The organism is Streptomyces sp. CNQ085 (genome assembly GCF_022614595.1).
Lineage (GTDB): Bacteria > Actinomycetota > Actinomycetes > Streptomycetales > Streptomycetaceae > Streptomyces.
In genome coordinates, this window is the sequence record NZ_JAJFAU010000029.1 from 30,522 (window position 1) to 39,695 (window position 9,174).

The 9,174-nt window shown below is 73.8% G+C and carries 5 protein-coding genes and 2 pseudogenes; 5 read left to right on the top strand and 2 right to left on the bottom strand.

Features of this window, described 5'->3' with window-relative positions; genetic code table 11:
* Nucleotides 1-418: 418 nt before the first annotated feature.
* Both LJ221_RS08130 and heR read left to right on the top strand, forming a co-directional pair.
* Nucleotides 419-1,230: pseudogene (locus tag LJ221_RS08130) on the top strand (VWA domain-containing protein); the annotation flags it as partial.
* Nucleotides 1,231-1,557: 327 nt separating this feature from the next.
* Nucleotides 1,558-2,340 carry a heliorhodopsin HeR gene (gene heR / locus LJ221_RS08135; protein ID WP_241715000.1) on the top strand — a complete coding sequence of 261 codons (783 nt, stop codon included), beginning with the start codon at nucleotides 1,558-1,560 and terminating at the stop codon, nucleotides 2,338-2,340.
* 36 nt (nucleotides 2,341-2,376) lie between these two features.
* Here the strand turns inward: heR and LJ221_RS08140 are convergent, their stop codons facing one another.
* Nucleotides 2,377-5,088, bottom strand: coding sequence for an HAD-IC family P-type ATPase (locus tag LJ221_RS08140; protein WP_241715002.1), 2,712 nt, complete (start codon nucleotides 5,086-5,088; stop codon nucleotides 2,377-2,379).
* Between the two features lie 486 nt (nucleotides 5,089-5,574).
* Here LJ221_RS08140 and LJ221_RS08145 point away from each other — a divergent pair, with 486 nt between their 5' ends.
* The 3 genes from LJ221_RS08145 to LJ221_RS08155 are packed head-to-tail and all read left to right on the top strand — an operon-like array spanning nucleotide 5,575 to nucleotide 9,036.
* Nucleotides 5,575-6,420, top strand: a complete 846-nt coding sequence (locus LJ221_RS08145; RefSeq protein WP_241715004.1) for a carotenoid biosynthesis protein — start codon at nucleotides 5,575-5,577, stop codon at nucleotides 6,418-6,420.
* Nucleotides 6,417-7,541 (top strand): glycosyltransferase family 2 protein, encoded by a 1,125-nt coding sequence (locus tag LJ221_RS08150; protein WP_241715005.1) that lies wholly within the window; start codon nucleotides 6,417-6,419, stop codon nucleotides 7,539-7,541. Before LJ221_RS08145 ends, LJ221_RS08150 begins: the two co-directional genes overlap by 4 nt.
* A gap of 1 nt (nucleotide 7,542) precedes the next feature.
* Nucleotides 7,543-9,036 (top strand): NAD(P)/FAD-dependent oxidoreductase, encoded by a 1,494-nt coding sequence (locus tag LJ221_RS08155; RefSeq protein ID WP_241715008.1) that lies wholly within the window; start codon nucleotides 7,543-7,545, stop codon nucleotides 9,034-9,036.
* A gap of 13 nt (nucleotides 9,037-9,049) precedes the next feature.
* On the opposite strand, the pseudogene LJ221_RS08160 reads toward LJ221_RS08155, so the two are convergent.
* Nucleotides 9,050-9,174 (bottom strand): annotated as a pseudogene (locus LJ221_RS08160) (IS5/IS1182 family transposase); the annotation flags it as partial.

Below are 9,174 nucleotides of genomic sequence, written 5' to 3' on the forward strand. Positions count from 1 at the left end.
CCCCCCCCCCCCCCCCCCCCCCCCCCCCCCCCCCCCCCCCCCCCCCCCCCCCCCCCCCCCCTCGGCGGTGGGAGACGGGACCGCCTCTCACCGCTCACATCGTTCGAGCACCCGGCCAGGACATGCCCTGACACTGCCTGCCCGGCAGCCGGAGCCGGAGGCGCCGGGCAGGCGGTGCCCCTCTTCCCGGATGTTCAGGAGTCCGTGCCGCCCCGTGTCGGAGTCTCCCGTACCGGTACGGGGCAGCAACCCTTCAGCTGTGCGGCCGGTCGTCGGCCAGGGCGCGCAGGGCCAGACGGTGCTCCTCATGTCACGTCACGGATGGTGAACTGCCCGGTGCGTACCCCCACCGCCCACCGGGATGCCGTACCGGGGTACGGAAACGGCTCAGTTCCTCGTGGAAGCCGGGGCGGTTCAGAAGCAGCTGTACCGGGTGGGGGAATGACGGCCCTGCTGGCGGCCACGCTGAAGTCGCAGCGGGAGCTGGCGCAGACGGCCCAACTGTACGGAGACCACAGCTTCCTGACGTTCGTGCTCACCGACGGGCAGGAGAACGCGAGCCACCGCTGCCCGGCCGCCCCGGACGGGAACCCGCGTGAGCTGGTCCGGGCCGTGGCCGAAATGATCAGGACGCAGGAGGACAACTGGACACTGGCCGTGCTCGCACCGGACCAGATGGGCAGGCGCGAGGCCATGCAGTGCGGTTTCCCCAAGGACAACATCGCCATCTGGGACGCCACGAGCACACAGGGCCTGGAGGAGGCCGGGCAGGTCATCCGGCAGGCCACCGAGAACTTCATGGTGGGCCGCGCCCAGGGCATCCGGGGGTCGCGGGCGGTGTTCTCCACGGAGGCGGAGGCGGTCAACAAGGACACCATCAAGGCGGCCGGTCTCACTCCGGTGGACGCGTCGAAGTACCAGCTGGTACCGGTGACTCGTGAGGCGGCGATCCGGGACTGGGCCGTCGAGTGCGGGCACACCTACCGCACCGGTGGCGCGCTCCACCAGCTGAGCAAGTCGGAGAAGATCCGGGCGCGGAAGCGGATCGCGGTGCTGGAGAAGAAGACGGACCGGATTTGCACTGGGCCCGGGGTCCAGGCCCTGCTCGGCCTGCCGGACGTGGAAGTGCGCGTCAAGCCGGACCACAACGACGACTTCACGATCTTCGCGCAGAGCACCAGCGTGAACCGGAAACTCATACCGAACACGCGGCTGCTGCTCATGCTCTGACACCCCGGAAACCCCGTCGCGCCCTGGATGCCCGTTCCGTCCCGACGCACCCCGACGCACCCCGTCGGCAACGGAGCCGGCGGTCGCGGGCGCACCGCGGGAGCACACGGCGCTCGGTCCGGCCCCGCCTCCGCGCCGGACCGAGCGCCGCCACGGAAGTGACGGTATCGGCCAGAGCGTGGACCGTACCGGGGCGGAAGCCGGGCTGTGACAGTCCCCTGAGCCAATCCGGTGGCTTCCGGCGGGGCGGTGCCGTGACTGCCGTGGCTCCGGACGAGCCGGTACGACCATGCACAGGTGCGGCGTCGTCGACCCCCGGGAGGAACCATGAGGAGACAGGACGGCACAACGGTGGCCACCGGTGTCACCGCCGAACGCCTGGCCGGACTCCGCGCATGGAATCTGGGGCTCACGCTGCTGCACCTGGTCCAGGCCGCGGCGGTCGTGCTCCTGGCCGGGAGTTTCTCGATCACCGTCACCTCCTCCGTGCCCAAGGGTCCGCCGGGGACGGCCGCGCCCGCCCCCGGATCTCTGTTCGACGTGCCGATCGGCTGGGCCGTTGCCGCCTTCCTCGCTCTGGCGGCACTGGACCACCTGCTGACGGCGACGGTGTTCCGCGGCGTCTACGAACGTGACCTCAGGCGCGGCATCAACCGGTTCCGGTGGCTGGAGTACGCGCTGAGCGCGACTCTGATGGTGCTCCTCATCGGCTTCTACTCGGGCATCACCAACATCAACGCCGTCATCGCCGTCATCGGGGCCAATGTCGGGATGATCCTGTTCGGCTGGGTCGAGGAGGTGATGAACCCGCCAGGCAGGGTGGCGACCACGATGCTTCCCTTCTGGTTCGGGACGCTGGTGGGCGTGACGCCGTGGATCTCCATCGCGTACAACATCGTCGCGGCCGGAACCGTACCCGGTTTCGTGTACGGGATCGTCCTCGTCCAGGCGGCCCTGTTCTTCAGCTTCGGTCTCAACCAGTGGCTCCAGTACCGCGGAGTCGGCCGGTGGTCCGACTACGCGTACGGCGAGAAGGCCTATCTGGTCCTCAGCCTCGTGGCGAAGTCGCTCCTGGCCTGGCAGATCTTCGCCGGCTCGCTGGCCGGCTGAGCCCGGAACGCACCCCGGGGGCGGACGCGGAAGGTCTCACGCCTTGCGCCGCACCGCGGGGCCCCGCCCCGTCCGCAGGACGCGCCAGAGGTGCTCCGCCAGCAGCACGGTGGAGGCGGTGGCCAGACACACGCCCCACTGCACGGGCGTGAGGGAGACGGTGTCGAAGACACCGTGGGCGAAGGGGACCTGCACGGCGACGACCTGCAGCACGAGGACGGCCCCCAGACTGGCCCACAGGACACGGTTGCGCAGCTGGTGGCGGCCGAGAACGGGGCCGCCCTCACTGCGTGCGTTCAGCGCGTTGAACAGCTGGAAGAGCACGAACGTGGTGAAGGCCATGGTCGCGGCGATCGCGGGATCGGTGAGGTCCCGGGCCACCGCGAAGACGGCCAGTGTTCCGGCGGCCATGACCACGCCGGCGCGGGCGATGGCGCCCAGCCGGCGGGCGCCCAGGATGCGCTCGCCGGGCGACCGGGGCGGACGGCGCATGACGCCCTCCCGCGGCGGGTCGATGCCCAGGGCCATGGCGGGCGGCCCGTCCATGATGATGTTGACCCACAGCAGCTGGATCGCGGTCATGGGGGCGGGCAGCCCGGCCAGCACGGTGGCGAGCAGCGTGAGGATGGCGCCGACGTTGGTGGACAGCTGGAAGCGGACGAAGGTGGTGATGTTGTCGTAGATGGAGCGGCCCTCGCGGACCGCCCGGACGATGGTGGAGAAGTCGTCGTCGGTCAGCACCATGTCGGCGGCTTCCCTGGCGACATCGGTACCGGTGATGCCCATGGCGACACCGATGTGCGCGGCACGCAGGGCTGCGGCGTCGTTGACCCCGTCGCCCGTCATGGCCACGATGTGGCCGCGCTGCGCGAGGGCACGGATGATGGTGACCTTGTGCTCGGGGGCGACGCGGGCGAGGATGCCGATCCCGTCGATGCGCGAGGCGAGTTCCCCGCCGCTCATCCGGGTCAGTTCGGCGCCGGTGACGACATCGCCGGTGATGCCGAGTTCGCGGGCGATGGCGGCAGCTGTGTCGGCGTGGTCCCCCGTGATCATTTTGACGGTGACCCCGGCCTCCTGGGCCAGGGCGACGGCGTCGCGGGCCTGGGCACGAGGCGGGTCGGCGATTCCGGCGACCGCCGTCAGGGTCAGCCCCGCCACCTGCTGCGGCTGCGGTCGTCCGGTGGCGGTGGCCGCGCCCAGCACGCGCAGGCCCTGGCCGCCCAGCCGGGTGGCGGCGGCCATGACCTCACGGCGCCGCTCGTCGTCCATGGGTACGGGGCCCTGTTCGGTCAGGAGGTGGGTGCAGCGGTCCAGCAGCACGTCGACGGCGCCCTTGGCGTGGACGCGGGTGGACCCGTCGGCCTCGGTGTGGAAGGTGGCCATGTACTTGGCGGCCGGGTCGAAGGGCACCTCGCCGGTGCGCGGTGTGCGGGTGCGCAGCGTCTCGGGGTCGAGGCCGGTCTTGGCGGCGAGCACGAGCACGGCGGCTTCGGTGGGATCCCCGATGATGCCGTCGCCGGTGAGACGGGCGTCGTTGCACAGTGCGAACGGCAGGGCCGCGTCCCGCGGGTCCGCGGCCGCCGGCCCGGTGCCGGCCGGGCGCACGCTGCCGGCGGTGCCGTAGCCGTCGCCGGTCACCTCGTAGAAGCGTCCGGCCGACCACAGGGACCGGACGGTCATCTCGTTCAGGGTCAGGGTGCCGGTCTTGTCGCTGCACACCACGGTCGCGGAACCGAGGGCCTCCACGGAGGCCAGGCGCTTGACGATGGCGCCCCGGCGGGCCATCCGGTGCACGCCCAGGGCCAGGGTGAGCGCGAGGACGGCGGGCAGGCCTTCGGGGATCGCGGCGACCGCCAGTGCCACGGCGCGCAGAGCGAGATCGGCCAGATCCTCTCCGCGTACCAGGGACGCGATCGCGTAGGCGGCCACCGCGACACCGCTGATCAGGGCCAGTCGCCGGCCCAGGCTGTCCATCTGAACCTGCAGCGGGCTGGGCGGTTCGGTGCCGGCGCGCAGCGCCGCGGCGATCCGGCCGACCTCGGTGCGCATGCCGGTGGCGGTCACGATCATCTCGGCGCGGCCGCGGGTCAGGGCGGTGTTCATGAACAGCATGCCGGTGCGTTCGGCGACGGGCACCGGGTCCTCGCCGCCGGCCGGGGTGGGCGCGGTCGACTTGGCGACGGGCCGGGACTCGCCGGTCAGCGTGGCCTCGGCGGCCTCGACGGACTCCGCGACCGCCAGTCGGCCGTCGGCCGGGATACGGTCACCGGCTTCGAGCAGGACCACGTCACCGGGCACCAGGGTGCGGGCCCGGACCACCTGCACCCGTCCGTCACGGCGCACCCGGGCGGTGGGCACCAGCATCTGCCGCAGCGCCTCCAGGCTGCGCTCGGCACGTCGTTCCTGCAGATAGCCGATGACGGCGTTGAGAAAGAGGACGGCGGTGATGACGACGGCGTCCTTGATCTCGCCGATGACACCGGCGACGACCGCGGCGGCGAGCAGGATGCCGATCAACCAGCTGCGGAACTGGTCCAGCAGACGCAGCAACCGCGGCCGGCGGGCGGGTTCGGCCAGCGAGTTGGTGCCCCAGTCGGTGGCCCGCCGCTGCGCCTCCCGCGCGGACAGGCCCGCGGACGGGTCCACGCCGAGGAGTCCGGCCACCCGCGCCGCATCGTGCAGGTGGGCGTCGGCCACCGGTTCAAGGGCGTGCGACGGGGCCGCGCCGGGTGGCTGCTGGACCATGGTCGGTTACTCCATTCCTGCGCGCGGGACGGCGACGGGGCGGGGGCGCGGCGACGCACCGGGCGGCGGATGCTCCGGGGACGGCCGACGGCATACATGTTCCACGGTGCCCTCCTTCGGGGGCGCGGTATCCCGGCCGCGGCGAGCGCGTCAGGGCGGGCGGCGAAACCGTCCCCCTCGGCGGCCGTCGGGCACTCCTGTCGCTCTCCCGCCCGGAAGGCCGCCGGCAGGCGGCCTCCGCGTCTTCCAGCCTCGGTGGCACCGCTCGCTTCTGCCAGGGGCCGACAGGCCCGGACACGGCCCGTACGGGGGCGGCCGTTCCCACCCGCGCCGGGCCGTCCGCCGAGCGCGGCCGCCACGGCACGCGGCCGCCCCCGTACGTGCGGAGATCCGCGCCGCGCCCCCTGTGCTCCGTACCGGTGAAGCCCGTGGTGCCGGTCCCGCCGCCTCGGCGGTGGGCCCGGGCCGTCTCCCTATGCTCGTCGCATGGTTCAGGTACAGGAACGGCCGGCGCTGCGCCGTGGGCTCGGAGCCGACCGGCGGGCGGTCTGGTCGCTGACCGCGGCCGCCGTACTGTGCCAGATCCCCTACCCGCTGGTGTCCGGTCCGTGGCGCGAAGCGCTCACCGTTGCCGGCGTGGTGGTCTTCTGCGTGGCGTCCCTCTCGGCCGCCGCGCTGCGGCATGGTGTGCGGGGCCCGCTGGCACTGTTCGCGGCGGCGGGGCTGGGGGGCCTGGCGGTGGAGGCCGTGGGAGTGCGTACGGGCTTCCCGTTCGGCGCCTATCACTACACGGGCACCCCGGGGCCGAGCGTGACGGGGGTGCCGGTGGTGGTGCCCCTCGCCTGGATGATGATGGCCTGGCCCGCTCTGGAGGCGGGACGCGCGCTGGCCGGAGGCCGGAAGCGGGCCGGGACGCCCGCGGTCCGAGTGCGGACGGCGGTGGTCGGGGGGTGGGCACTGGCGTCCTGGGACGTCTTCCTCGACCCGCAGATGGTCGACGCCGGTTACTGGGTCTGGTCGGACCCCAGCCCTGCGCTTCCCGGTGTGGAGGGCGTGCCGCTGACCAACTTCGCCGGGTGGATGGCCGTCTCCGTGGCCATGGTCGCCGCCGTGGACGCCGTCTCCCGGCGCTCGGCGGGGCGGCCCGCCGGAAGCGGTACGACCGGCAGCCCGGCCGTCGTGCTGTACCTGTGGACCTATGCCTCCTCGGTGACGGCCTGCCTGGTGTTCTTCGGCCGCCCGCAGGTGGCGATGGTCGGGGGAGCGCTGATGGGCCTGGTCGCCGTGCCGCTGGCGCTGCGGGCGGCGGGCGCCGCCGGGAGACGGGTGTGAGCCGGCCCGGCCTCGCGCGGACGGCGGTCGCGGCGGGTTCGGTACTGGCGGTCGCCGGCGCCGTGCACAGCGCCTGGAACAGCAGGGCCCTGCGGGTTCCGCCGGTGGATCCGCCACCGGTGGCCGAGCGGGTGTCCCTCCTGATGCCGGTGCGTGACGAGGCCGGGCGCGTCGGCCCCGCGCTGCGCTCCCTGCTGGCTCAGGAACGTGTGCCCCGGGCGGAGGTCGTCGTGCTCGACGACCAGTCCACCGACGGCACCGGTGAGGTGGTGCGCCGTCTGTGCGGCCCGCACCTGCACGCCCGGGTCGTGCGCGGCACGGCGCCCAGGCCCGGCTCCCCGGGCAAGGCCCATGCCTGCCATCAGCTCGCGTCGCTCGCACGGGGCAGCGTGCTGGTCTTCGTGGACGCGGACGTGGTGCTCGCGCCGCGCGCGGTGGCGTCCTCGGTGGCCCTGCTGCGCTCGGCCGGACTCGACCTGGTCTCCCCCTTCCCCCGCCAGGTCGCCGAGGGGTCCGCCAACCGGCTCGTCCAGCCGCTGCTGCAGTGGTCGTGGCTGACGGTACTGCCGCTGAGCCGGGCCGAGGCGTCGCCGCGGCCGGCGCTGTCCGCGGCGAACGGCCAGTTCCTCGTCGTGGACGCCGCCGCCCTGAGCCGCTGCGGCGGTTTCGCCGCGGTCACGGAGGAGGTCCTCGAGGACATGGCGCTCATCCGGGCGCTGAAGCGGACCGGCGGCCGGGGCGGGATCGTGGACGGCAGCCGGATCGCGCGGTGCCGGATGTACGACGGCTGGCGTGATCTGCGTGAGGGGTACGGCAAGTCCCTGTGGGCGGCGTTCGGTTCCGGCGGCGGCGCGGCGGCCGTGTGCGCTCTCCTGACCTGGGCCTATGTGGTGCCCCCGCTGGCGGCGCTGCGGGGGTCACGCTGGGGCGCGGCCGGATACGCCGCGGCCGTGGCGGGGCGGGTGCTGGCCGCGCGGCGCACGGGCGGGCGTTGCTGGCCGGACGCGCTGGCCCACCCAGTGTCCGTGGGTCTGCTGGTGGTGCTGACGGCGCGGTCCTGGCTCGGTCATCGCCGCTCCACGCTGACGTGGAAGGGCAGACCGCTGCGGGGAGAGCTCTGAGATGGCCCGTGTCGCCGTGATCGGCGCCGGCATGGGCGCCCTGGCGGCCGCCGCCCGGCTGGCCCGGCAGGGACACCGGGTCACCGTGTACGAGCGGTCGGCCGTGTGCGGGGGCAAGCTCGGTACCGTGCGCCGGGACGGTTTCGTCTTCGACACCGGGCCGTCGCTGCTGACCATGCCCGAGGTCTACCGCCGGCTGTTCGCGGACACCGGCGCCCCCGTGGAGCGCTGCCTGCCGCTGAGGCCGGTGGAGCCGGCCTGCGGTTACCGGTTCGCCGACGGAACCCGCCTGGTGATGCCCGGTGACCCGCGCCTGGTACCCGGCGTACTCGACCACGCCCTGGGCGAGGGGACCGGGGCGCAGTGGGCCCGTCTGCACGCGGCCTCCGGTGAGTTGTGGCGGCTGGTGGGCGAGAGTGTGCTGCGGCGGCCGCTCGGCGGCCCGGCAGGGCTGCTGCGGCACTCGGTACGCCCCCGCGGCCTGGCCGCCGTCGCCCCCTGGCGCACCCTGCGGGGCACCGGCCGGCGGTACCTGCGCGACCCCCGGCTGCGCGTGTGGCTGGAGCGCTACGCCACCTACAGCGGCTCCGACCCCCGGCGCGCGCCCGGCGTCATGGCGGTGGTCCCGTACGTGGAGCAGCGCTACGGCGCCTGGTACGTCCCCGGCGGTCTCCGCCTGCTGGCCGAGGCCGTGGAGCGGCGCTGCGCCGAGCTGGGGGTGCGGTTCCGTCACGGCTGCGAGATCACCGCGGTGGACACCTCGGGCCGGGGCGTCACCGGGGTCCGCCTGACGGACGGCGGTACGGCGGCGGCGGATGTCGTCGTCTCCGGCGTCGACGCCGCGGTCCTCTACGGACGCCTGGCGGCGGACCGGCGCGGGCGCCGGCCCCTGGCCGCCCTCGCACGCGTCCAGCCCTCGCTGTCCGGTTTCGTCCTCCTGCTCGCCCTGCGCGGGCGGGACCCGCGGACACCGCACCACCGGGTGCTGTTCCCGGCGGACTACGACGCGGAGTTCGACGCCGTCTTCGGTGCCCGGGCCCGTCCCGCCGCCGACCCGACGGTGTACATCAGCGCGCCGGATGACGCCGCGCTGCGTCCCGACGACGCGCACGAGGCGTGGTTCGTCCTGGTCAACGCCCCCCGGCACGGGCAGCTGGGAGCGCCCGGGACCGTCGACTGGACCGCCCCGGGACTCAAGGAGTCCTACGCCGAGCGGATCCTGGACGTCATGGCCGCCCGCAGCACGGATGTCCGCCCACGCCTGCTGTGGTACGAGGCCCGCACCCCCTTCGATCTGGAGCACGAGACCGGGAGCCCGGGCGGCGCCATCTACGGCACCTCTTCCAACGGCGTCCGCGCCGCCTTCCTGCGGCCGGCCAACCGCTCCCCCGTCCCTGGGCTCTTCCTCGTCGGCGGGTCCGCCCATCCCGGCGGCGGTCTTCCCCTGGTGGCGCTGTCGGCGGAGATCGTCGCGGCGCAGATCGGCGGCGCCTGACCGCCCGGAGCCGCTAGAACCTGTCTGACAAATGATCATCTGGCTGTTTCGCGGAGCCAGAGAATCAGCGAGGCCAGGACGACTCCGGCGCGGTAGCGGTCGGCGAGCTTGTCGAACCGGGTCGCGATCGCGCGGAAC

Excerpts from the sequence above, each read along its gene's own strand:
- heR (WP_241715000.1), top strand. The coding sequence starts at position 1,558 with ATGAGGAGACAGGACGGCACAACGGTGGCCACCGGTGTCACCGCCGAA.
- LJ221_RS08140 (WP_241715002.1), bottom strand. The coding sequence starts at position 5,088 with ATGGTCCAGCAGCCACCCGGCGCGGCCCCGTCGCACGCCCTTGAACCG.
- LJ221_RS08145 (WP_241715004.1), top strand. The coding sequence starts at position 5,575 with ATGGTTCAGGTACAGGAACGGCCGGCGCTGCGCCGTGGGCTCGGAGCC.
- LJ221_RS08155 (WP_241715008.1), top strand. The coding sequence starts at position 7,543 with ATGGCCCGTGTCGCCGTGATCGGCGCCGGCATGGGCGCCCTGGCGGCC.